The following is a 21,138-nucleotide window of genomic DNA, read 5'->3' as shown; positions in this document are numbered from 1 at the left end:
TGTGTGAACTCTTCGGTCGGCCGGTCGCGCTGCAGGCGCGGGCCGGTCATGGTGTGGACGCGGGCCGGTCACGGTGCGGGCGCGGGAGAATGGGTGCATGAGTCCTTTGCTGCGCCGTGCCGAAAAGAAGCGTCCGGAGGAGCGGTTGGTCACGCTCATCGGGAAGCCGGGGTGCCATCTCTGTGATGACGCCCAGGAAGTGGTCGAGAAGGTCTGTGCCGAGACGGGAGCACAGTGGGAGAAGAAGGACATTTCCCAGGACGAGGAGTTGTACCGCCTGCACTGGGAGCAGATTCCGGTCGTGCTCGTGGACGGTGAGCAGCACACCTTCTGGAGGGTGAACCCCGACCGGCTTCGACGGGCATTGCAGGCTTGAGCCCCAAGGCGGTTACCATCATGGGCGATTTATGGGGTCTCGGGGGCGTATTGGTGAGGAGTGTGTACCGTTTTGCCCCCTTCGGGAATTGAACGGGTTCGGCGTGTCGCCGGTTCCCGGTCCATACGCCCAAGGCGCGTGACCCCGGTCACTTTGCTCGGACAAAGCGGACACAATCTTTGTGCACGCGTTCACAAAGACATAGCCTGCATTCGACGGGGTGGTCCTGGGACAAGTGGCCACCTGCAGCCCCGCTCATCCCGCAGGAGCATCGTGGCAACTGGCCGAACTCACCGACCGGCGACCCGCAGCCGAGGTATTCCCGAGGCCACTGTCGCCCGGCTTCCGCTGTACTTGCGCGCCCTCACCGCGCTCTCCGAGCGATCGGTGCCCACGGTGTCCTCCGAGGAGCTGGCCGCGGCCGCCGGAGTCAACTCCGCGAAGCTCCGCAAGGACTTCTCCTACCTCGGCTCCTACGGGACCCGCGGGGTCGGTTACGACGTGGAGTACCTCGTCTACCAGATCTCCCGCGAGCTCGGGCTGACCCAGGACTGGCCGGTCGTCATCGTCGGCATCGGTAACCTCGGCGCCGCCCTGGCCAACTACGGCGGTTTCGCGTCGCGCGGCTTCCGCGTGGCGGCGCTCATCGACGCCGACCCGGCCATGGCCGGCAAGCCGGTGGCGGGGATGCCCGTACAGCACACCGATGAACTCGAGAAGATCATCGAGGAGAACGGCGTCTCGATCGGGGTCATCGCGACCCCGGCGGGGGCCGCGCAGCAGGTGAGCGAGCGGCTGATCGCCGCTGGGGTCACCTCCATTCTGAACTTCGCGCCCACCGTGCTGTCCGTGCCCGAGGGCGTCGACGTGCGCAAGGTCGACCTGTCGATCGAGCTCCAGATCCTGGCCTTCCACGAGCAGCGCAAGGCCGGCGAGGAAGCGGCCGCCGCCGCTGCCGCCGGTGGCCCCGCCGCGGGCACCGGCACCGGTGCGGCTCCGGCCGCCGCCGTCGTGCCGCCCGCCGGGCGCGCTGCTGCTGTGGCGCGCAAGGGAGGCCCCGAGGGTGATGTTCCGGCGGTGATGCCGGCATGAGTCTGCTCGTCGTAGGGCTGAGCCATCGCAGTGCGCCCGTCAGCGTGCTGGAGCGTGCCTCGCTGGCCGCCGATGCCAAGGTCAAGCTGCTGCACGACACGCTCGCCGCGGAGCCGGCGGCGGAGGCGGCGGTGCTCGCCACCTGCAACCGGATCGAGCTGTACGCGGACGTGGACAAGTTCCACGCGGGCGTCGCCGAACTGTCGACGCTGCTGGCGCAGCACAGTGGTGTCGCGCTGGAGGAGCTCACTCCTTATCTGTACGTGCACTACGAGGACCGGGCCGTTCACCATCTCTTTTCGGTGGCGTGCGGGCTGGACTCGATGGTCGTCGGTGAGGGGCAGATCCTCGGGCAGATCAAGGACGCGCTGGCGCTGGGGCAGGAGCTCCACACCGCGGGGCGGTTGATCAACGATCTGTTTCAGCAGGCGCTGAGGGTCGGCAAGCGGGCGCACTCCGAGACCGGGATCGACCGGGCGGGGCAATCGCTGGTGACCTTCGGGCTGGAGCAGCTCGCGGTGCACGTTCCCGTGGAGGAGTGGGCCGCGGGGAAGCGGGCGCTCGTCATCGGGGCCGGGTCGATGTCCTCGCTGGCGGCGGCGACGCTTGCGCGGGTCGGGGTTGCCGAGGTTGTCGTGGCGAACCGGACCGCCGAGCGGGCGGAGCGGTTGGCCGAGATTCTGGTTGCCTCGGGCACCGGGGTTGCGGCCTCGGCCATTGCGATGTCCGGTGTCGCGGATGAGCTGGCTCGGGTGGATGTCGTCGTGTCGTGCACGGGGGCCACTGGCTTGGTGCTGACCGGGGACGACGTGGCTGCGGCCGTGGAGGGGGGCCCTGCGGGGGCTGTCCCCTACCCGCCCTTCCACCGTTCCCCGGGCTCCGCCCGGACCCCCTGGGGCTCCGCCCCAGACCCCGCGCCTCAAACGCCGGCGGGGCTGGATTCGGCTGAGCCCGGCGCTGCGCGTCAGGTCGCGGCGGGGCTGGATTTCGTCGACGCCGAGCTCGTTGCGCGGCTTGCCGTGCTGGCGGCCGACGGGCGGCGGATTGCCGATGCCGGGGCCGTGCGGAGCAAGGTGGTCGTCGAGGAGCGGGACGGGTGTCCCGTGGGGCTCGACGCGCTGGCTTCCGATCCGGGGCGGACCGCCGATGGGCGGGCCGCGCTGGCCGGGGTGGATGCCGGGTCGCTGGAGCTGCACGGGGCCTGGGCCGATCAGGGCGAGGCCGCCGCGCAGCGGCAGCAGCAGCCGCGCAAGGCCCGTACGCAGGCCGACGCGCAGCCCGTGCGGCTCGCGCTGCTGGATCTCGCCATGCCGCGCGACATTGATGCCGCCGTGCACCGGATTCCGGGGGTGCGGCTGGTTGATATTGAATCGCTGGCCGAAGCTTCCGCCGATGCGCCCATGGCTGCCGATGTGGACGCCGTGCGCGCGATAGTGGCCGCGGAGGTGGCCGCGTTCGGGGCCGCCCAGCGGGCCGCGCACATCACGCCGACCGTGGTCGCCCTGCGCGCCATGGCCGCCGAGGTCGTCGCCATGGAAGTGGCACGGCTCGACGGGCGAGTTCCTGACCTTGATGAGCGGCAGCGGGCTGAGGTCACTCAGACCGTTCGGCGTGTCGTCGACAAGCTCCTCCACGCGCCGACCGTGCGCGTCAAGCAGCTCGCGAGCGAGCCCGGCGGCGCCGGGTACGCCGAGGCGCTGCGCGAACTCTTCGATCTCGACCCGCAGACGGTGGCCTCCGTCAGCCGGGCCGACGAGGCTGACAAGAACCACGACTCAGGACGGGCATCATGAATCCACGTCTCGACCAGCCGCTGAGGCTCGGCACGCGGCGCAGCAAGCTGGCCATGTCCCAGTCCGGGCATGTCGCCGAGGCGGTACGGGCGATCACCGGCCGGCCCGTCGAGCTCGTGGAGATCACGACCTACGGTGACGTGTCCCGCGAGAGCCTCTCCCAGATCGGCGGCACCGGCGTCTTCGTCACCGCCCTGCGCGAGGCCCTCGTACGCGGTGAGGTCGACTTCGCCGTGCACTCGCTGAAGGACCTGCCCACCACGCAGCCCGACGACCTCGTCATCGCGGCCATGCCGCCGCGCGAGGACCCGCGCGACGCGCTCGTCGCTCGCGACGGCCTGACCTTCGAGCAGCTGCCCGACGGTGCCCGCGTCGGCACCGGTTCGCCGCGGCGCCGGTCGCAGCTGCACGCGTACGCCCGCTCGCTGGGGAAGGTCATCGAGACCGTCGCCATCCGCGGGAACGTCGACACCCGGATCGGGTACGTGCGGGACGGTGAGCTCGACGCGGTCGTACTCGCCGCCGCCGGGCTCAACCGGATCGGCCGCGGGGACGAGGCCACCGACCTGATCTCCGTCGACCACGTGCTGCCCGCGCCCGGCCAGGGTGCCCTGGCCGTGGAGTGCCTCGCGTCCGACACGGACCTGATCTCCGCGCTCGCCGAGCTCGACGACCCGTACACCCGGGCCGCCGTGACCGCCGAACGCGCCCTGCTCGGCGCCCTGGAGGCCGGCTGCAGCGCCCCCGTGGGTGCGCTCGCCGACCTGCTGGCCGACGGGCAGATTGTCAATGAGATGCGCCTGCGTGGAGTCGTGGGAACCCTCGACGGTTCCACGCTGGTGCAGCTGTCCACCACCGGTCCCGTGCCCCAGTCGTACGACGAGGCCATGGCGCTCGGCCGCGAACTCGCGGACGAGATGCTGGCCAAGGGCGCGGCCGGTCTGATGGGGGAGCGGTCGCTTTGAACCCCACAAGCCCAACCACCTCCGCGTTTCCGTCCGTCGCGGTCCAGGGGCACGTCACCTTCCTCGGTGCCGGCCCGGGCGACCCGGGACTGCTGACGCTTCGCGCCGTGGAGGCCCTGGCCGCCGCGGACGTACTGATCGCGGAGCCCGAGGTGCTCGAGGTCGTACGTACGCATGCGCGCGCGGGGGTGGACACGCCACAGCTGACGATTGCTGACGAGAAGTCAGCAGCCGCCGGAGTCCCGGTCATCCGGGATGCCGCCAATCTTGTCATGGAGGCCGCGCGCTCCGGCAGGCGGGTCGTCCGTGCCGTCACCGGGGACCCCGGGCTCGACGGGAACGCGGCCGAGGAGATGCTCGCCTGCGCCACCGGGGGCATCCCCTTCGAGGTCGTCCCCGGCGTCGCGACCGCCGTCGGCGTGCCCGCGTACGCCGGTGTTCCGCTGACCGGCGGGCAGGGTGCGGACGTGCGCTTCGTGAACGCGCGCACCGCCTCCGCGCGCTGCTGGGGCGAGGTGGGCGCCAGCGACGGCGTCCTCGTCGTCTCCGCGACCCTGGAGACCGTCCCGGCGGCGGCGGCCGAGCTGATCGGCGCCGGGCGCAAGCCCGACACCCCGATCACCGTGACCGTGGCCGGTACGACGACCCGCCAGCGGACCTGGAGCGCGACCCTCGGGACCATCGCGCAGGTGTTCAAGCAGGGCAAGATCCTCCCCTCGCCCGAGGGCGCCCGCCCCGTCATAGCCGTGGTCGGGGAGCACGGCGCCGTCGCGCGCCGCGAGGAGCTGTCCTGGTTCGAGTCGAAGCCGCTGTTCGGCTGGCGCGTGCTCGTCCCGCGCACCAAGGAGCAGGCAGCCTCGCTCTCCGACCAGCTGCGTTCGTACGGCGCCGTGCCGCACGAGGTGCCGACCATCGCCGTGGAGCCGCCGCGCACCCCGCAGCAGATGGAGCGGGCGGTCAAGGGCCTCGTGACGGGGCGCTACGAGTGGATCGCCTTCACCTCGGTGAACGCGGTCAAGGCCGTGCGCGAGAAGTTCGAGGAGTACGGGCTCGACGCCCGTGCCTTCGCGGGGATCAAGGTCGCCGCCGTCGGCGAGCAGACCGCCGCCGCGCTGGTGGAGTTCGGGGTCAAGCCCGACCTCGTGCCCAGCGGTGAGCAGTCCGCCGCCGGTCTGCTGGAGGACTGGCCGCCGTACGACCCGGTCTTCGACCCGATCGACCGCGTCTTCCTGCCGCGCGCCGACATCGCCACCGAGACCCTGGTCGCCGGGCTGATCGAGCTCGGCTGGGAGGTCGACGACGTCACCGCCTACCGGACCGTGCGCGCCTCGCCGCCGCCGCAGGACACGCGCGAGGCGATCAAGGGCGGCGGCTTCGACGCCGTTCTCTTCACGTCGTCCTCCACCGTGCGCAACCTCGTCGGCATCGCCGGCAAGCCGCACAACGTCACCGTCATCGCGTGCATCGGCCCGGCCACGGCCAAGACGGCCGAGGAGCACGGGCTCCGGGTCGACGTGCTGTCGCCGGAGCCGAGCGTCAGCAAGCTGGCGGAGGCCCTGGCGGAGTACGGTGCGGCGCGCCGCGAGGCCGCGAAGGAGGCCGGGGAGAGCGTGTACCGGCCGAGCGAGCGGCGGCCGGGGGCGCGCAGGCGCCGTACGACGTGATGTCCGGCTTAGAGGTGTTGTGCGACAGGGCCCGGGTGCGGTGTGCACCCGGGCCCTGTGGCGTGTGCGGGGCCGTGCCGTGGACGGGGGCGGGCGGCCCTAGGCTTGTCCCGACTGCTGTCGATGCTCGAAGAGGCGACTGAAGATGAGCGCGTACGGATCCTTCCCCGGCTCCCGGCCCCGCCGGCTCCGCACCACCCCGGCCATGCGGCGGATGGTCGCGGAGTACCGGCTGCACCCCTCGGACCTGATCCTCCCGGCGTTCGTCCGGGAGGGCATCAGCGAGCCGGTCGCGATCTCGGCGATGCCGGGCGTGGTCCAGCACACCCGGGACACGCTGCGGAAGGCCGCCGTGGAGGCGGTGGAGGCCGGGGTCTCGGGGATCATGCTCTTCGGCGTGCCGGCCGACGAGAACAAGGACGCGCTGGGCACGGCGGGCACCGAGCCCGACGGGATCCTGCAGGTCGCGCTCCGCGACGTGCGGGCCGAGGTCGGCGACGACCTGGTCATCATGTCCGACCTGTGCCTCGACGAGTTCACCGACCACGGTCACTGCGGGGTCCTCGACGAGCACGGGCGCGTGGACAACGACGCCACCCTGGAGCGGTACGCCGAGATGGCGCAGGTCCAGGCGGACGCGGGCGCGCACGTGGTCGGCCCGAGCGGGATGATGGACGGCCAGGTCGGCGTCATCCGGGACGCGCTGGACGAGACCGGGCACGAGGACGTGTCGATCCTGGCGTACACGGCGAAGTACTCCTCCGCCTTCTACGGGCCCTTCCGCGAAGCCGTCGGTTCCTCGCTCCGCGGCGACCGCAAGACCTACCAGCAGGACCCGGCGAACGCCCGTGAGTCGCTGCGCGAGCTCGCCCTCGACCTGGAGGAGGGCGCCGACATGGTGATGGTCAAGCCGGCCGGGCCCTACCTGGACATCCTCTACCGGGTCGCGCAGGCGGTGGACGTCCCGGTGGCGGCGTACCAGATCAGCGGCGAGTACGCGATGGTCGAGGCGGCGGCGGAGAAGGGCTGGATCGAGCGCGAGCGGGCGATCATGGAAACCCTGCTCGGCATCAAGCGCGCGGGTGCGGACACGATCCTGACGTACTGGGCCACGGAGGCCGCGCGGCTGCTGCGCGCGGAGCGGTAGCCGGCGGCCCTTCGGGCCGGCCGTACCGATTCGCATCGGGTCGTGGTCGGGCGCACCCTGGAGGCAGGGTGTACCGAACCCTGGAGGTGATGCGCCATGACCACGCTCGTCGGGTGGCACGTGGATCTCGAATTCACCGAGGAGGGGCACCGCACCAGCGCGGCGGCCCTGGTCAGACTCGGCGACGGCTCCGAGATCAGGGCGCACGGCTACGCCATGCGCCACCCTTCCGACCCGGAGCAGCTGAGGGTCGGCGAAGAGATCGCCGGTGCGCGGGCGCTGATGGATATCGCGTCCCAGATGCTGCAGAAGGCCCACAGCGAGATCGACGAAGCCACGGGCCGGCATTCCTATCCGCTCAATCGCTGAGCGGGCAGGCCGCACAGGCCCGCGGCGGGCTCCGTCAGGAGTTCGTCAGCGGGTCCGGCCGCGGAACAGCACGCCCGCCAGGGCGACGGCCACCGCCGTGATGCCGGCGCACCAGGTGAGGGCCACCCAGGGGGAGTTCCCCGCGGGCTGGGCCAGGAGCAGTGCGCGCAGGGATTCGATCACCGGGGTCAGCGGCTGGTTCTCCGCGAAGCCGTGCAGCCAGCCGGGCATCGTGGCGATGGGGACGAACGCGCTGGACGGGTACGGCAGGAACATCATCAGGAAGGTGAACCCGCCCGCGGCCTCCGGGGACTTGGCCAGCAGGCCGAGGACGGCGGCCAGCCACGAGATCGCCGTGATGTACGCGAACAGCAGCCCGGCCGCCGCGAGGAAGGCGAGCGGCCCGGCCTGGGGCCGGAAGCCGATGGCGAGGGCGACGGCGAGGACCAGGGCGGTGGACACCAGGTTCCGCAGGACGGAGGCCGCCACGTGCCCGGCCAGGATCGGGACGCCGCCGATGTCCAGGGAGCGGAAACGGTCGACGATCCCGTTCTTCATGTCGTCCGCGACGCTGACGGCGGTACTGGCCGCGCCGAAGCCGGCGCAGAGGAGCATGGCGCCGGGGACCACGTACGTCACGTACTCGGTCCCGGTGTCGATGGCGCCGCCGAAGAAGTAGACGAAGATCAGCATCAGCATGACCGGGAGCATCAGCGCGGCGATCAGCGCGTCGGGGCTGCGGCGGCTGATCCGCAGGCTGCGGCCGGCCAGCGAGAACGCGGCGGTGGTCGTGGTCATCGTGGTCATCGGGCGGCTCCCGTCAGGGTGAGGAACACGTCGTCGAGGGTGGCGGTGCGCACCGCAAAGCGGGCGACGGCGGTGCGGTCCGGGTCGAGTTCGTCGAGCAGGGCGCGGACGTGGGCGGCGCTGCCGTCGGTGGGCAGCCCGAGGGTCAGCTCGTCCGGTACGAGGTGCACCGCGCGCGGGGTCAGCGCGTCGTACGCCGCCCGGCCGGTCAGGGTCAGGTCGAGGCGGTGGCCGGCGACCCGGGACTTGAGCTCGGCGGGCGTGCCCTCGGCGGCGATCCGCCCCTCGGCCAGCACGGCCACCCGGTCGGCGAGCCGGTCGGCCTCCTCCAGGTACTGGGTGGTGAGCAGCACGGTCGTGCCGTCGGCGCGCAGTTCCCGTACGAGTTCCCACAGGTCCTGGCGGCTGCGCGGGTCCAGGCCGGTCGTCGGCTCGTCCAGGAAGATCACCTCCGGCCGCGAGACCAGGCTCGCGGCGAGGTCGAGGCGCCGCCGCATGCCGCCCGAGTACGTCTTCGCCGTGCGCGCGCCCGCCTCGGCGAGCCCGAACCGCTCCAGCAGCTCGTCGGCCCGGGCCCGGGCGGCGCGCGGGCCGAGACCGCGCAGCCGGCCCATCATGCGGAGCATCTCGGCGCCGGTCTGGAGGTCGTCGACGGCCGCGAACTGCCCGGTGAGGCTGAGGGAGCGGCGTACGAGGGCCCGCGCGGAGGCGGTGTCGTGGCCCGCGACGCGGGCGGTGCCGGAGTCGGGCTCGGTGAGGGTGGCGAGGATCCGGACGGTGGTGGTCTTCCCGGCACCGTTGGGGCCGAGGAGGGCGAGGACGCTGCCGCGCGGGACGGCGAGGTCGATGCCGTCGAGGACGCGCAGGGCGCCGTAGGACTTCGTCAGGGCGGTGGCGTGGATGCCGAGGTCGCTTCGCGTGGCCGTGGTGGTGGTCGTCGTGGTCGTGGTCATCGTGGGCTGCTCCCCCTTCTGCGTATGGGTTACGCGCTTCTGTGTAAGTAATACACAGAACTAGGATGTGGGTCAACGAGTCACCAGGGAGGAGGCGGCGATGGCGAAGGAACCCGACGGGGAAACCGGACTCCCGGCGAGCCTGGAGATGGCCTGGGGCCTGCGCGAACGCCCCGGCAAGGGCCCCCGCCCCACCCTGACCCTCCAGCGGATCGTGGACGCGGCGGTCGCCCTCGCCGCGGGGGAGGGGATGGACGCCGTCTCCATGGGCCGGGTGGCCAAGGAACTGGGCGTCTCGACGATGTCCCTCTACCGGTACGTCACGGCGAAGGAAGAGCTCTACATCCTCATGGCCGACGCGGGAGTAGGCACCCCGCCGGATTCCGCCGGGGGCGCGGGCTGGCGGGAGCTGCTGGCGGAGTGGGCGTACGCGCAGCGGACCGTGCTGATGGCCAACTCCTGGATCCTGCGCATCCCCATCACCGGGGCACCGGTCAGCCCGAACCAGCTCGCCTGGATGGAACGCGGGCTCGCGGCGATGGCCGGGACGGCCCTGCGGGAGAGCGAGAAGATCTCGGCGATCATCCTCATCGGCGGCCTGGTCCGCAACGAGGCGACGATGGCCGCGGACATGATGGACGCGATCATCAAGGCCGGCGTCTCACCGGACCAGGTACTGGGTCAGTACCTGCGCACGCTGCGGCTGATGACCGGCCCGGACACGCACCCGGCGGTGACGCGCCTGATCGAGTCCGACGCGTTCACGGGCTCGGACGAGCCGGACTTCCAGTTCCGCTTCGGCCTGGACCGCATCCTGGACGGCCTGGCCGCGCTGATCAGCGAGCGGTCCACTCCGTAAGGGCGGCCCAGGCGGTGGGTGTCAGGTCCAGCACCGGTCCGTGCGGGACCTTCGAGTCCCGGACGTGGACGGTTCCCGGGCAGGTGGCGACCTCTACGCAGGCGGCGGCTACGTCGTCGCTGTACGTGGACTTCGCCCAGGCGACGGCCACCTCCAGGCACTGGCCGCCTTCGTCGCCGCTGTAGCTGGACTTGAACCACGTCAGTGCGGTGGTGGCGCTCATGTCTCTCCTAGCAGGCGGTCCAACAGGCCCCTCGTCTGCTCGGTGTTGAGGGCCTGAGTCCGCAGCATTGCATACTTGCGCGCGAGGATGCTGACCTCATTCGGGTCCGAGATCAGGTGGCTGCCGCGCTGGCTCTCCGTGTACGCGAAGTGCTGGTGCTCCGCGGTTTCCAGGAGCGTGAACGGGCCGTTGAGGCCCGCGTGGGAGGTGCGGCCCAGGGGCATGACCTGGAGGCTCACGTCCGGAAGATCCGCGCACGCGCGCAGGTGGCGCAGCTGCTCCGCGTACACCTCGTCCCCGCCCAGCCGGTCCCGTAGGACAGCCTCCCAGACGACGAAGCTCAGGGTCGGCGGACTGGCGCGGTGCAGGATCTGCTGGCGCCGGATGCGCGAGGTGGTCAGCGACTCGATCTCCGACTCCGGATGCGCCGGGACGCGGCAGGCGAAGACGGCCCGCGCGTGCGTCTCCGTCTGGAGCAGGCCCGGTACGACCTGGTTGTCGAACCAGGAGAGGGCGATCGCGCTGTGCTCCAGCTCCATGTACTCCTCGGCCCAGGGCGGCGTCACGTCCACGGCGGGCATCTCCGCGGCCGCGACGGCCAGGGTGCCGGGCAGGCCCAGGAACTGGTCCATCAGCTCCGCGATGTCCGGCATCAGCGCCCGCCGGCCCTGTTCGATCGACGCGATCGTCTCCGCGTCCAGACCGACCAGCTCCCCGAGCTGCTTCTGCGTCAGGTTCTTGGCTATGCGGGCGGCAGCCACCTGTTTGCCGACCATCTTCATGGTCGTCGCGTTCGGCCGTGGGCGCTTCTTCGGTGGCATGACGATGGACTCCCCACCCCGGTGGCTGCACTACCCCGTGCGAACCCGTACTCATCACTGAGTACGGGTCGGCGCTCAGCTCCACGCTAGTCACGTAACGCGACGATCGGTGCGTGAATACGCATACTCAACCCGCCCTGGTGCAGGAGCGCCTCTACCTGCGCTCACCTCAAACCATCCGCGCCGCACGCCACTTCACACGTGACACCTTGGCCGCCTGGGGCCGGGCCTCCCGGGAGGACGACGTGTTGCTCTGCGTGAGCGAGCTGACGACCAACGCGCTGCGGTACGGGGTCCCGCGCGGCCGGGGCTACCTGTTGCGGCTGCTCGCGTACGAAGGGACCGTCCGCGTCGAGGTGCACGACAGCGGCCCCGGACTGTCCCGGATCCGGGAAGGGGTGCCGGAGCGGGGGCGGGGGCTGCTGCTCGTGGACGGCCTCGCCGACGCCTGGGGCGTGCTGCCCCGGGCGCCGGGCAAGGTCGTGTGGTGCGAGTTCCGCTGCCGCTGACTCAGGCGGTGGTGTCGCCGGCGGCGACCCGGCCCGCCAATCGGGCCATCGCCTGCCGGAGTTCGCGTTCCGCGCCGACGGGGACGATCGCCGCGCGGCCCGGGACCCGTACGCCGCCCGTCAGGGCCACGCGGGTGGCGCCGTCGGGGGTGGGGGCGGCGGCCATGCCGATGATCAGGAAGCGGCTCTGGAGCCAGCACCAGCCGGGGCGCAGGACGCCGTGGAAGTGGGCGCGCAGGCCGTACTTGCTGCGGGCCAGGGCCTCCACGCGGTCGCCCGTGGTCCGGAGCACGCGGACGGTGCGCATGTCCGGCTGGAAGCGGCCGAACTCGCCCTCCAGGTCCGACATCACCGCCCAGACGGCCTCCAGGGGGGCCGGGAGGACCGCTTCGACGACCCGGGCTCCCGGGACGGCGGCCGCCATGATGCGGAGCCGGGCGACGGGGTCCACTGCGTGCTCGCGCTCGTGTCCGGGTGTGTGCGTCATGCGGACCACGCCTTTCGGAAGCTGCTGCGGGCCCGGTGCAGCCGGGACTTGGCGGTGCCCGGCGGGACGCCGAGCAGGGCGGCGGCGGACTCCTCGTCGAGGCCTTCGACGTCGCGGAGTACGAGGACGGCCCGGTGCGCCGGGGAGAGGCGGGTCAGGACGTCCTCGATGTCGGCGGCCAGCTGCGGATCGTCCCGGGCCGGTACCTCGGCCAGTTCGGCGGGGCGGTCGCGGGCCGCGCGCCGGGCCGTGCGGACGGCCTCGCGGACGGCGATGGAGCGGACCCAGCCGTAGAGGGCCTCGGGGTCGCGGAGGGTGTGGAGGGAGCGGAAGGCGGCGAGCAGGGCCTCCTGGGTGGCGTCCGGGCCGTCCGCGAGGGCGATCGGGTGGCAGATCCGGGCGATGTACGGGGTCAGGTGGTCGAGGAGGTCGTGCAGCGCGAGGGTGTCGCCGCGTCGGGCCGCGCGCGCGAGGGCGACTCCGCGGGCGCGGGCGTCGGGGGTGAGGGGGCCCGGTGCGGGGCTGCCGGGTGCGTTCACCGGGCGCGTGCCAGTCGGGCCGCGGCCCAGCCGAAGCCGAGGCAGACGGGGGTGTACAGCGCGAGGTTGAGCGCGCGGAAGGGCCCTTCGGCCGGGCTGTCGAGGACCCCGGCGGCCCAGCCCAGGCCCGCGAGCCCCCGTAGGGCCAGCCCGGCGGCGACACCGGCCGTCACCAGCCGGGCGGCCCGCGGGAGGGGGCTGGTGCCCCCGCCGTGCGTGTGGGCCAGGACCGCGGCGGAGGCGGTCAGGGTGAGGGCGGCCAGGGGGAGGACTACCGCGGGGCCGAAGGAGACTTCGGAGCCGAGTACGGCCAGGGAGAGGGTGCGCTCGTCGGGGGCGGGCCAGGTCAGGCCCGTGGCCCAGTACAGGTGGATCAGTCCGTCGGCGGCGAGCAGCGCGGCGAGCGCGCGCCCGGTGCGGCTGCGTGTCGTGTCCTTCATCCTCGGCCCCCTCGGTGGTGGAACGCTTCGGCAGCGGTCCGGCACACCGAGGAGGGGGCTCACAGGGGAAACGTTCCCTGTGAGCCCCGTCACACTCCGTCGTGCGTCAGTCGATGATCTCCGGGCGGGCCTTGATCACCGCGAAGACGGCGCCCTGCGGATCCGCCAGGACGGCCATGCGGCCGGCCGCCATGTCGAAGGCGGGGGCCATGACGGAGCCCCCGGCGCGGGTGGCGGCGGCCTGGATCTCGTCCACGTCGTCGGCGCTGAAGTACGGGACCCAGTTCGGCGGGGTGCCGGGGGGCAGGTTGCCCAGGTCCATCATTCCGGCCACCGCGCGGCCGTCGACCTGGAACTCCGTGTACCCCGCGGCCTCCGGCATCTCGGACAGGGCCGTGGTGACCGGCAGGACGGCGGAGTAGAAGGCTCTCGCGGCGGGCACGTCGCCGGTGCTCAGCTCGTTCCAGATGAGCGCGCCGTGCTCGTTGACGATGCCCGCCCCGTCGAAGGTGCCGGCCTGCCACAGGCCGACGACGGCGCCGGTCGGGTCGGCGATGACGGCCATCCGCCCGAGGTCCATCACGTCCATCGGGCCCATCATGACCGTGCCGCCCGCGTCGGTGACGGACTTGAGGGCGGCATCGATGGCGTCCGTGGCGAGGTACGTGGTCCACACGGTCGGGGGCGCCGGGTCGGGGGTGCTCCCGTCCGGGTTCATCGCCTTCATGATCCCGGCGACCGGCTTGCCCTTGAGGGTGCAGACGGAGTACCCGCCGGTCTCCGGCGGGCCGATCTCGCCCTGCCAGCCGAAGAGGTCGGCGTAGAAGTCCAGGGCGGCCTGCTGGTCGGGAACCATCAGGTCGATCCAGCAGGGCGTGCCGGGCTTGTAGGGACCGTTCATGTCGGGCACGGGGCCCTCCGTGGGGGTGGGTAGGGGATGGACGGCCCGTCCCCTACCCGGGTGGTACGGCCGGAATCGGGCCGTACGGGTGAAGCGGCGGCGGGTGCGCCTCTGCCCGGCCGGATCGCCTCCGCGGTTCAGCGCAGGACGCGCTTGCCCGCGATGAACGCGGCGAGGTCGGCCACCGAGAGCACCCGGATGTCCTCGGCAGCTCCGGGCAGGGCGTCCCGGTAGGCCGAGATGTCCCGGGGGTCGGAGGTGACGATGATCGCGTGCGGATGCCTGGCGGCGATGACCACGGCCAGCGCGTCCACGGAGTCGGGCCGCTTCTCGGCCGGGATCGCGGCTGAGGCCAGGATGCGGCCGGCCCGCTTGGCGTCGTCCTCGACGTGGCCTGCCAGGCATACGCCGCACGACAGTGGCGCGGAGGAACGTACGCCGAACACGGTGCACTGGGGGACGGCGCGGGTCAGCGGGGTCCACTGGCCGGGCCGCCAAGCCTGGGCCAGCACGGGCAGCGGCACGACGGGAGGGTGGTCCTGCTCGGACAGGTACTGGTGCAGGCGCCTGGCGGGCTGTTCCGCGCGGTCCAGCGCGACGAGCATGCCGGTGTCATACACGAAGACGGGATTGCTCACGCGGCGGAGTCCCGCGCCTCGGGCGCGAGGGCCTGGGCGATGCCCGCCCGTACGGCGGCCATGTCGGCCTCGTCGAACTCCTCGTCCTGGCCCTGCGGGGGAGCCATCGCCTCCGTCGCCGCGATGTCCGCGTCGATGTCGGCGAAGCGCCGGGCGACGAGGATGTCCTCATCGATCTGCCTCAGCACGGCTGCCGTGACGTAGGAAGAGACGTCGATCCCCATGGCGTCGGCGTGCTCCTTCACTCGCGTGCGCAGCGCCGCGTCCATGCTGATGCTGAACCGCTCCTTAGGGGCCATGGAGCGAGCGTAGCACGGCGTGTTACGCCTTTCTGGGGAAATGCCACGGCCCCCGCCTCCGGTGGGGGAGGCGGGGGCCGGCGTGGTGTCGGGGCTCGGGGGTCAGAGCTTCTCGGGGGTGCGGATTCCGAGGAGGGACATGCCCTTGCTGAGGGTGCGGGCGGTCAGGTCGCACAGGAAGAGGCGGTTCTCGCCGACGACGAGCTCGGGCTCGGGCTTCACGACCGGGCACTGCTCGTAGAACGTCGCGAACAGCGAGGAGAGCTGGTAGAGGTACGCCGCCACCTTGTGCGGGGCGTACTCCACGGCCGCCTCGGCGATGAGCTCGCCGAAGTGGTCCAGGTGCAGGCCCAGCGCGCGCTCGGCCGGGGCCAGCTCCAGCTCCGGGTGCGCGACCGGCTTGCGGTCGCCCGCCTCGGCCGACTTCCGCAGGATGGACTTGATGCGGGCGTACGCGTACTGGAGGTACACGGACGTGTCACCGGTCAGCGAGACCATCTGGTCCAGGTCGAACTTGTAGTCGCGCGAGGCCGAGGTGGACAGGTCCGCGTACTTCACGGCGCCGATGCCCACGTACTGGCCGTTCTCGACGATCTCCGCCTCGGACAGGCCGATCTTCTCCGCCTTCTCGCGGACCACGGCGGTGGCGCGGTCGACGGCCTCGTCGAGGAGGTCCACCAGCCGCACCGTCTCGCCCTCGCGGGTCTTGAACGGCTTGCCGTCCTTGCCCAGCACGGTGCCGAAGGCCAGCTGCACGGCCTTGGTGTCCTCGTTCAGCCAGCCCGCGCGGCGGGCCGTCTCGAAGACCATCTTGAAGTGCAGGGACTGCCGCGCGTCCACCACGTAGAGCAGGGTCGAGGCGCCCAGCTCGCCGACGCGGTCGCGGATCGCCGAGAGGTCGGTCGCGGCGTAGCCGAAGCCGCCGTCGGACTTCTGGACGATCAGCGGGGTCGGGTTGCCGTCCTGGCCCTTGACGTCGTCGAAGAACACGCAGAGCGCGCCGTTGGAGCGGACGGCGACGCCCGAGTCCTCCAGCAGCTTGCAGGTCTCCACCAGCATGTCGTTGTAGCCGGACTCGCCGATGACGTCGGGGTCCTGGATGTCCATGTCCAGCTTGTTGAAGACCGAGTAGAAGTAGATCTTCGACTCGTCCACGAACCGCTGCCAGAGGGCCAGGGTCTCCGGCTCGCCGGCCTGGAGGTCCACCACCCGGGCACGGGCGCGGGTCTTGAACTCCTCGTCGGAGTCGAAGAGGGCGCGCGAGGCCTTGTACAGGCGGTTCAGGTTGGACATGGCCTCCTCGCCGGAGACCTCCGTACCCTGCTCCGCCTTGTGGTCCAGCTCGTGCGGGTGCTCCATCAGGTACTGGATGAGCATGCCGAACTGGGTGCCCCAGTCGCCGATGTGGTGACGCCGGACCACCTTCTCGCCGGTGAACTCCAGGATCTCCACCATCGCCGCGCCGATGACCGCCGACCGCAGGTGGCCGACGTGCATCTCCTTGGCCACGTTCGGCTGCGCGTAGTCGATCACCGTCGTGCCCGGCTTCGCGGCCAGCGGCACGCCGAGGCGGTCGTCCGCGGCGCGCGCCGCCAGGGTCTCGACGATCGCCCGGTCGGTGATGGTGATGTTGAGGAAGCCGGGGCCCGAGACCTCGATCTCCTGGATCAGGCCGGCGGTGTCGATGCCCTCGACGACGGTCGTCGCCAGCTCGCGCGGGTTGGCCTTGGCCTTCTTCGCGAGCGCCAGGATGCCGTTGGCCTGGAAGTCGGCCCGGTCGCTTCGTCGCAGCAGCGGGTCGCTCGCACCGGCGTCCGGCAGGGCGGAGGCGAGTGCGTCGGCGACGCGCTGGTTGACGGAGGAAGCGAGGGAAGGGACCGAGGCCATGAGCTGCCGTTCCTGTGAGGTCGTGCCTGCTGACGTGGTGCCGGTGGGTGCACCCGGGGTGCACTTGGGTGTTCCGACAAGTGCCGAGTATCCCACGCGAGGGCTGTCCGCATCCCGGGATATAGCCGCCGTCGGGCAACCCCGGAGTGCCCCCCTCCGTCTGGAAGAATGGCGAGAAGGCAGCATTCGAGAGAGAAGGACGTGTCGTGGGTCAGAGCGCCCCGAGCAGCACCGAGACCGACTGGGTCTCCCGTTTCGCGGACGAGGTCATCGCCGAGGCGGAGCGCCGAGCCCCCGGTAAAACGATCGTCGTCGCGTCCGGCCTCTCCCCCTCCGGCCCGATCCACCTCGGCAACCTCCGCGAGGTCATGACCCCGCACCTGGTCGCCGACGAGATCCGCCGCCGGGGCCACGAGGTCCGGCACCTGATCTCCTGGGACGACTACGACCGGTACCGGAAGGTCCCCAAGGGCATCCCCGGCGTCACCGAGGAGTCGCACGCCCAGCACATCGGCCGCCCGCTGACCGCCGTGCCCGCCCCGGCCGGATCCTCGTACCCGAACTGGTCCGAGCACTTCAAGGCCGCCATGGTCGAGGCGCTGGCCGAGCTGGGCGTCGAGTACGACCCGATCAGCCAGACCGAGCAGTACACCGCCGGCACCTACCGCGAGCAGGTCCTGTTCGCGATGAAGCACCGCGGCGACATCGACGCGATCCTCGACCAGTACCGGACCAAGCAGAAGCCGGGCGGCAAGAAGCCGCAGCAGAAGCAGGTCGACGAGGCCGAGCTGGAGGCCGCCGAGGGCTCCGGCGCGGCCGCCGAGGACGACGGCAGCGCGGAGGGCACGGAGTACTTCCCGTACAAGCCGTACTGCGGCGAGTGCGGCAAGGACTTCACCAAGGTCACGTCCTACGACGACGAGACCACCGAGTTGACCTACGTCTGCACCGAGGACGAGTTCACCGAGACGGTCAAGCTCAGCGAGTTCAACCGCGGCAAGCTGGTCTGGAAGGTCGACTGGCCCATGCGCTGGGCCTACGAGGGCGTGATCTTCGAGCCCTCGGGCGTCGACCACTCCTCGCCCGGCTCCTCCTTCCAGGTCGGCGGCCAGATCGTCGGGATCTTCGGCGGCGAGCAGCCGATCGGACCGATGTACGCCTTCGTCGGCATCAGCGGCATGGCCAAGATGTCCTCCAGCAAGGGCGGGGTCCCCACCCCGGCCGACGCGCTGAAGATCATGGAGCCGCAGCTGCTGCGCTGGCTCTACGCCCGCCGCAAGCCCAACCAGTCCTTCAAGATCGCCTTCGACCAGGAGATCCAGCGGCTCTACGACGAGTGGGACAAGCTGGAGGCCAAGGTCGCCGACGGCTCCGTGCTCCCCGCCGACGCCGCCGCCCACGCCCGCGCCGTACGCGTCGCCTCCCACGAGCTGCCGCGCACCCCGCGCGCCCTGCCGTACCGGACGCTCGCCTCGGTCGCGGACATCACCGGCGGCCACGACGAGCAGACCCTGCGGATCCTGACCGACCTGGACCCGACGCAGCCGCTGACCTCCCTCGACGAGGTCCGCCCGCGCCTGGACCGCGCCGAGAACTGGATCACCACCCAGGTCCCGGCCGACCAGCGGACGCTGGTGCGCGAGGAGGCCGACGTAGAGCTCCTGTCGTCCCTGGACGACGAGGGCCGCGAGTCCCTGCGCCTGCTCGTGGACGGGCTCGACTCGCACTGGTCCCTCGACGGCCTCACCACGCTCGTCTACGGCGTACCCAAGGTGATGGCCGGCCTGGAGCCCGACGCCAAGCCGACGCCGGAGCTCAAGATCGCGCAGCGGACCTTCTTCGCCCTGCTGTACCGGCTCCTCGTGACCCGGGAGACCGGGCCGCGCCTGCCCACGCTGCTGCTCGCGGTGGGGGCGGAGCGGGTGCGCAAGCTGCTCGCCGTCTGAGGTCGTGAGAAGGGCCCGCACCCCCTGAGGGGGGTGCGGGCCCTTCTCACGACCGGGTCACGCGATGTGCTCGTTCTCCAGCTCGCGCTGGTAGCGCTGCTTGAGCTGCGGGAAGATCTTGCGGATCAGCGAGGCGCTGCGCGGGTGCACCACCCCGTACCGGTCGGCCAGCAGTATGTCGAGCTGCTCGGCGGTCAGGACCTCGCCGTTCTCCTCCAGGTGCGAGCGGAACACCTCGTACGCCGCCTCCGCGAACTTCACGTCGTCGTCGCTCGGCGGCTCGCCCTCCGGGAAGGCCTCCTCCTGGCGGGGGCCCGGTATCGGCAGCTCCTGCTGCTCGGGGGCCTGCTCCGGCTCCTGCTGCTGCTCCGGCTGCTCCGGGCCCATCGGGGGCATGACCGGGGTCGGCTCCAGGCCCTCGACGTACTGCGGGTTGTAGCCGCTCTGGTACGAGGCCTGCGGCGCGCGGGCTGCCGCGAACCACGCGCTGTTGTGCGCGGCCGGCATGGCGGTCGGGTCCACCACGAAGGCGGGCGCGTCGGGGTGGCCCTGCGGACCCTGCGGGCCCTGCGCGTACTGCGGCCCGGGCGCGGGCGCGGCGAGCTGGTGCTGCTGCTCCGGGTGCTGCTGCGCGAAGTCGGCGGGGCCGGGGCCGGCAGCCGGCTCCCGGACGGGCAGGGCCGCCGCTGCGACCGCCGCCGCCGGCTGCTGTGCCTCCTCGGCGCCCGCGGTGAGGGCCGGAGCCACCGCCGGGTCCGCGGCCGGGGGCGGGGGGATGAGGAGGGGGTCGATGCCCGCCGCCGCGAGGCCCTCGGGGGCGGTCTGGGAGAGCGGGACGCCTATGCGGGCCAGCCGCAGCGGCATCATGGCGCCGACGGGGGCCTTGCGGCGCCAGGCGCGGCCGTAGCGGGCCTGCAGGCGGGCCTGGTAGATCAGGCGGTCCTGCTCCATGCCCACGGCCTGCTCGTAGGAGCGCAGCTCCCACAGCTTCATCCGGCGCCACAGCTTGAAGGTGGGGACGGGGGAGAGCAGCCAGCGCGTGAGGCGGACGCCCTCCATGTGCCGGTCGGCGGTGATGTCCGCGATCCGGCCCACCGCGTGCCGGGCGGCCTCCACGGTGACCACGAACAGGATCGGGATCACGGCGTGCATGCCGACCCCGAGGGGGTCGGGCCAGGCGGCCGCGCCGTTGAAGGCGATCGTCGCCGCCGTCAGCAGCCACGCCGTCTGGCGCAGCAGCGGGAACGGGATCCGGATCCACGTCAGGAGCAGGTCCAGCGCCAGCAGGACGCAGATGCCCATGTCGATGCCGATCGGGAAGACCAGCGAGAAGGAGCCGAAGCCCTTCTTCTCGGCCAGGGCCCGCACGGCGGAGTAGGAACCGGCGAATCCGATCCCCGCGATCACGACGGCTCCGGCGACCACGACACCGATCAATATCCGGTGCGTACGAGTCAGCTGCATCGCGGCCACCCGCGATCCCCTCCCCTTGTCGAGCTACGGCAGGGCACAGCGTACGCGCGTGCGGGGAAGAGGACGTCGGCGGTCCGGAAGCGGGGTCGAGGACCCCGCTTCCGGACCGCCGAGGAGCTGTATGTCCTAGGAGCTGGCGGGCGAGGGCTGCTGCTCCGGCTGGGCCGACTGCTCCGGCTGCTGCGCCTGGTTGGCGGCCTGGACCGAGGCCACGGTCTCCTTCGTCGCCGCGATGGCGTCCTGGAGCAGCTTGGCCGGGTCCGGGGCGGTCGCGCCCTCGTAGGCCGTGCCGTTGTAGTCGAGGGTGATGACCACGTTGTGCGTGCGGGCGATGACCGTGGTGTTGAAGAAGTCGCCGTCCTTCTTGGTGGTGAAGGTGACGGAGGTGGCCTGGTCGCCGATGCCGCCCGCCTCCTCCGGCTTCACGTTCTCCGCGCCCTCGACGGTCTTGGCCTTCTCGACCTGCTTGGCGTACTCGTCCTCGGCGCGCTTGGTGCCGGTGCCGACCGAGGCGAGGGAGTCGTAGCGGACCAGGGAGACCGACAGCCAGCGGTACTGCGAGCCCTTGAGGCCGGCCTCGTCCAGGCCGTTCCAGGTGCAGGTGGCGCGGCTGTTGAGGTCGTTGGACTTGGCGGCGGTGCCGTTGGCGTCCTTCGCCTTGGGGACGATCGTCTCGATCGTCTTCGCACCGACCGCCTTGCACGGCTCCGGCAGCGTGGCGTACACGGCCTTCTCCAGCGCCTCCTTGGAGGGCTTGGAGCTCGGCTCGGCGGACGAGGACGAGGACGCTTCGGACTTCTTGCCGCTGTCGGTGCCCGACTCCTTGCCCGAGTCGGACGAGCAGCCGGCGACCGTGAGGATCACCGGGACGGCTGCGCAGGCGAGGACGCGGGTGAGGCGCGAGGCTGATCGGTGCATGATTCCTTCAGACGTTGTGGGTCTTCGTGCGG

Annotated in this window: 23 protein-coding genes; 10 read left to right on the top strand and 13 right to left on the bottom strand. The window is 71.8% G+C overall.

Annotated elements, in window-relative coordinates:
* Nucleotides 1-97: 97 nt before the first annotated feature.
* The 7 genes from NLX94_RS35075 to NLX94_RS35045 all read left to right on the top strand — a co-directional run bounded on the left by NLX94_RS35075 (nucleotide 98) and on the right by NLX94_RS35045 (nucleotide 7,406).
* Nucleotides 98-376, top strand: a complete 279-nt coding sequence (locus tag NLX94_RS35075; protein ID WP_250741030.1) for a glutaredoxin family protein — start codon at nucleotides 98-100, stop codon at nucleotides 374-376.
* A 273-nt stretch (nucleotides 377-649) separates the two neighbouring features.
* Entirely contained in the window at nucleotides 650-1,468 is an 819-nt protein-coding gene (locus tag NLX94_RS35070; RefSeq protein WP_254387329.1) for a redox-sensing transcriptional repressor Rex, read from the top strand.
* Entirely contained in the window at nucleotides 1,465-3,261 is a 1,797-nt protein-coding gene (locus NLX94_RS35065; protein ID WP_254387328.1) for a glutamyl-tRNA reductase, read from the top strand. Before NLX94_RS35070 ends, NLX94_RS35065 begins: the two co-directional genes overlap by 4 nt.
* Nucleotides 3,258-4,226 (top strand): hydroxymethylbilane synthase, encoded by a 969-nt coding sequence (gene hemC / locus NLX94_RS35060; RefSeq protein ID WP_254387327.1) that lies wholly within the window; start codon nucleotides 3,258-3,260, stop codon nucleotides 4,224-4,226. Before NLX94_RS35065 ends, hemC begins: the two co-directional genes overlap by 4 nt.
* Nucleotides 4,223-5,890 (top strand): bifunctional uroporphyrinogen-III C-methyltransferase/uroporphyrinogen-III synthase, encoded by a 1,668-nt coding sequence (locus tag NLX94_RS35055; RefSeq protein ID WP_254387326.1) that lies wholly within the window; start codon nucleotides 4,223-4,225, stop codon nucleotides 5,888-5,890. Before hemC ends, NLX94_RS35055 begins: the two co-directional genes overlap by 4 nt.
* 145 nt (nucleotides 5,891-6,035) lie before the next feature.
* Nucleotides 6,036-7,037: a porphobilinogen synthase gene (gene hemB, locus NLX94_RS35050; RefSeq protein ID WP_254387325.1), complete on the top strand. Its 1,002-nt coding sequence runs from the start codon at nucleotides 6,036-6,038 to the stop codon at nucleotides 7,035-7,037.
* 96 nt (nucleotides 7,038-7,133) lie between these two features.
* Nucleotides 7,134-7,406 carry a DUF1876 domain-containing protein gene (locus NLX94_RS35045; RefSeq protein ID WP_254387324.1) on the top strand — a complete coding sequence of 91 codons (273 nt, stop codon included), beginning with the start codon at nucleotides 7,134-7,136 and terminating at the stop codon, nucleotides 7,404-7,406.
* Between the two features lie 45 nt (nucleotides 7,407-7,451).
* Here the strand turns inward: NLX94_RS35045 and NLX94_RS35040 are convergent, their stop codons facing one another.
* Both NLX94_RS35040 and NLX94_RS35035 read right to left on the bottom strand, forming a co-directional pair.
* Nucleotides 7,452-8,213: an ABC transporter permease gene (locus NLX94_RS35040; RefSeq protein ID WP_254387323.1), complete on the bottom strand. Its 762-nt coding sequence runs from the start codon at nucleotides 8,211-8,213 to the stop codon at nucleotides 7,452-7,454.
* Entirely contained in the window at nucleotides 8,210-9,166 is a 957-nt protein-coding gene (locus NLX94_RS35035; protein ID WP_254387322.1) for an ATP-binding cassette domain-containing protein, read from the bottom strand. The genes NLX94_RS35040 and NLX94_RS35035 overlap by 4 nt, the downstream gene beginning before the upstream one ends.
* 100 nt (nucleotides 9,167-9,266) lie before the next feature.
* On the opposite strand from NLX94_RS35035, the gene NLX94_RS35030 reads away from it, so the two are divergent.
* Nucleotides 9,267-10,025 (top strand): TetR/AcrR family transcriptional regulator, encoded by a 759-nt coding sequence (locus NLX94_RS35030; RefSeq protein WP_254387321.1) that lies wholly within the window; start codon nucleotides 9,267-9,269, stop codon nucleotides 10,023-10,025.
* Here the strand turns inward: NLX94_RS35030 and NLX94_RS35025 are convergent.
* Both NLX94_RS35025 and NLX94_RS35020 read right to left on the bottom strand, forming a co-directional pair.
* Complete coding sequence (locus NLX94_RS35025) at nucleotides 10,003-10,248, bottom strand: DUF397 domain-containing protein (protein WP_254387320.1); 246 nt, start codon at nucleotides 10,246-10,248, stop codon at nucleotides 10,003-10,005. The two genes, NLX94_RS35030 and NLX94_RS35025, sit on opposite strands and share 23 nt — an antisense overlap.
* Nucleotides 10,245-11,069 (bottom strand): helix-turn-helix transcriptional regulator, encoded by an 825-nt coding sequence (locus tag NLX94_RS35020; RefSeq protein WP_254387319.1) that lies wholly within the window; start codon nucleotides 11,067-11,069, stop codon nucleotides 10,245-10,247. The genes NLX94_RS35025 and NLX94_RS35020 overlap by 4 nt, the downstream gene beginning before the upstream one ends.
* A 113-nt stretch (nucleotides 11,070-11,182) precedes the next feature.
* On the opposite strand from NLX94_RS35020, the gene NLX94_RS35015 reads away from it, so the two are divergent.
* Nucleotides 11,183-11,578: an ATP-binding protein gene (locus NLX94_RS35015; protein ID WP_254387318.1), complete on the top strand. Its 396-nt coding sequence runs from the start codon at nucleotides 11,183-11,185 to the stop codon at nucleotides 11,576-11,578.
* Between the two features lies 1 nt (nucleotide 11,579).
* On the opposite strand, the gene NLX94_RS35010 is transcribed toward NLX94_RS35015, so the two are convergent.
* The 7 genes from NLX94_RS35010 to argS all read right to left on the bottom strand — a co-directional run bounded on the left by NLX94_RS35010 (nucleotide 11,580) and on the right by argS (nucleotide 16,769).
* On the bottom strand, nucleotides 11,580-12,065 hold the full coding sequence (locus NLX94_RS35010) for a hypothetical protein (protein ID WP_254387317.1): 486 nt from the start codon (nucleotides 12,063-12,065) through the stop codon (nucleotides 11,580-11,582).
* Complete coding sequence (locus tag NLX94_RS35005) at nucleotides 12,062-12,604, bottom strand: sigma-70 family RNA polymerase sigma factor (protein ID WP_254387316.1); 543 nt, start codon at nucleotides 12,602-12,604, stop codon at nucleotides 12,062-12,064. The genes NLX94_RS35010 and NLX94_RS35005 overlap by 4 nt, the downstream gene beginning before the upstream one ends.
* A complete protein-coding gene (locus NLX94_RS35000) occupies nucleotides 12,601-13,044 on the bottom strand; it encodes a DUF3995 domain-containing protein (RefSeq protein WP_254387315.1) in 444 nt (147 codons plus the stop codon). The genes NLX94_RS35005 and NLX94_RS35000 overlap by 4 nt, the downstream gene beginning before the upstream one ends.
* Before the next feature lie 106 nt (nucleotides 13,045-13,150).
* Nucleotides 13,151-13,945 (bottom strand): VOC family protein, encoded by a 795-nt coding sequence (locus NLX94_RS34995; RefSeq protein WP_254387347.1) that lies wholly within the window; start codon nucleotides 13,943-13,945, stop codon nucleotides 13,151-13,153.
* Between the two features lie 137 nt (nucleotides 13,946-14,082).
* Nucleotides 14,083-14,583, bottom strand: coding sequence for a hypothetical protein (locus tag NLX94_RS34990; protein ID WP_254387314.1), 501 nt, complete (start codon nucleotides 14,581-14,583; stop codon nucleotides 14,083-14,085).
* Nucleotides 14,580-14,882, bottom strand: a complete 303-nt coding sequence (locus NLX94_RS34985) for a hypothetical protein (RefSeq protein WP_254387313.1) — start codon at nucleotides 14,880-14,882, stop codon at nucleotides 14,580-14,582. The genes NLX94_RS34990 and NLX94_RS34985 overlap by 4 nt, the downstream gene beginning before the upstream one ends.
* Nucleotides 14,883-14,984: 102 nt before the next feature.
* Nucleotides 14,985-16,769: an arginine--tRNA ligase gene (gene argS, locus NLX94_RS34980; RefSeq protein WP_254387312.1), complete on the bottom strand. Its 1,785-nt coding sequence runs from the start codon at nucleotides 16,767-16,769 to the stop codon at nucleotides 14,985-14,987.
* 206 nt (nucleotides 16,770-16,975) lie between these two features.
* On the opposite strand from argS, the gene lysS reads away from it, so the two are divergent.
* Nucleotides 16,976-18,715 carry a lysine--tRNA ligase gene (gene lysS, locus NLX94_RS34975; RefSeq protein WP_254387311.1) on the top strand — a complete coding sequence of 580 codons (1,740 nt, stop codon included), beginning with the start codon at nucleotides 16,976-16,978 and terminating at the stop codon, nucleotides 18,713-18,715.
* A 57-nt stretch (nucleotides 18,716-18,772) separates the two neighbouring features.
* Here lysS and NLX94_RS34970 read toward each other — a convergent pair whose 3' ends face one another.
* Together NLX94_RS34970 and NLX94_RS34965 are read right to left on the bottom strand one after the other, a co-directional pair.
* A complete protein-coding gene (locus NLX94_RS34970) occupies nucleotides 18,773-20,188 on the bottom strand; it encodes a DUF2637 domain-containing protein (protein WP_254387310.1) in 1,416 nt (471 codons plus the stop codon).
* Between the two features lie 126 nt (nucleotides 20,189-20,314).
* Nucleotides 20,315-21,106, bottom strand: a complete 792-nt coding sequence (locus NLX94_RS34965; RefSeq protein ID WP_254387309.1) for a DUF3558 family protein — start codon at nucleotides 21,104-21,106, stop codon at nucleotides 20,315-20,317.
* Nucleotides 21,107-21,138: the final 32 nt, after the last annotated feature.

The sequence above is a fragment of the Streptomyces sp. TBY4 genome (assembly GCF_024213195.1).
Taxonomy (GTDB): Bacteria; Actinomycetota; Actinomycetes; order Streptomycetales; family Streptomycetaceae; genus Streptomyces.
This window is presented reverse-complemented; position numbering and strand designations above follow the sequence as displayed.